Annotated in this window: 1 protein-coding gene; it reads left to right on the plus strand. The window is 66.2% G+C overall.

All coding sequences use genetic code 11. The features are described 5' to 3' along the window. Positions 1-8: 8 nt before the first annotated feature. On the plus strand, positions 9-423 hold a 415-nt coding region (locus NJC10_RS11180; RefSeq protein WP_319076623.1), incomplete at its 3' end, for an amidase.

Consider the following 423-nt stretch of genomic DNA (forward strand, 5'->3'; position numbering starts at 1 on the left):
GTCCATCCATGAGCACTGATCTCTGTTTCCTCTCCGCCGTCGAGCTGCGCGAGCGCATCAATGGCAAGAAGATCTCCCCGGTCGAGGTCACGCGGGCGGTCCTCGCGCGCGCCGAGGCGCTCCAGCCCGAGCTGAACTGCTTCATCACGCTCTGTGGCGATGAGGCGATGGAGGAGGCGCGTGCCGCCGAGCGCAAGCTGATAGCGGGCGAGCCGCTGGGCCTGTTGCACGGCATCCCCGTCACGGTGAAGGACATCGTCAACACGCGCGGCGTGAAGACCACGTTCGGCGCCGTTCCCTACAAGGACAATGTGCCGACCGAGGACGCCGTCGCGGTCGCCAAGCTGCGTGCGGCAGGCGCGATCCTGATCGGCAAGACCACGACGCCAGAGTTCGGCAGCAAATGCCTGACCGATTCACCGC

The sequence above is a fragment of the Micrococcus sp. M4NT genome, assembly GCF_033790745.1.
Taxonomy (GTDB): domain Bacteria; phylum Actinomycetota; class Actinomycetes; order Actinomycetales; family Micrococcaceae; genus Micrococcus.